Raw genomic sequence first — 331 nt, forward strand, 5'->3', positions numbered from 1 at the left:
GGATCTTCAGCTGGCGCAGCAGTTCACGCGCAAGTGCCTGTTTCGCTTCCTTGTCCGCACTATCGTTGGGCGCCAGTTCCGCCGCCGCGTACAGGACGACAAGAGTGTCGTCGAGCGGGCAAATGTCATCGTCAGCGACAAGCCGCTTGACCTTCTGGATGCCTTCGAACCGCAGATATTGCTCGGTGTCATCTGGCAAAGGCCACACTTCCACCTGATCGCGTTCGCCGGTGAACCGCACATCCCACTTGCAGATCGGCGAAGTGCGTTCGTTGTCTTCCGGGTCGTAGCCGGCATAGTCGGAGAAATCGATACCGCGTTCAATAGGGTG

Annotated in this window: 1 protein-coding gene; it reads right to left on the reverse strand. The window is 58.6% G+C overall.

Annotated features, from left to right (window positions below; genetic code table 11):
• Positions 1 to 331, reverse strand: a 331-nt coding sequence (locus ACTJKP_RS27285; protein ID WP_440632889.1) for a hypothetical protein, incomplete at both ends; no start/stop codon positions are given.

The sequence above is a fragment of the Brucella sp. 22210 genome, assembly GCF_052045675.1.
In the GTDB taxonomy this organism is placed as follows: domain Bacteria; phylum Pseudomonadota; class Alphaproteobacteria; order Rhizobiales; family Rhizobiaceae; genus Brucella.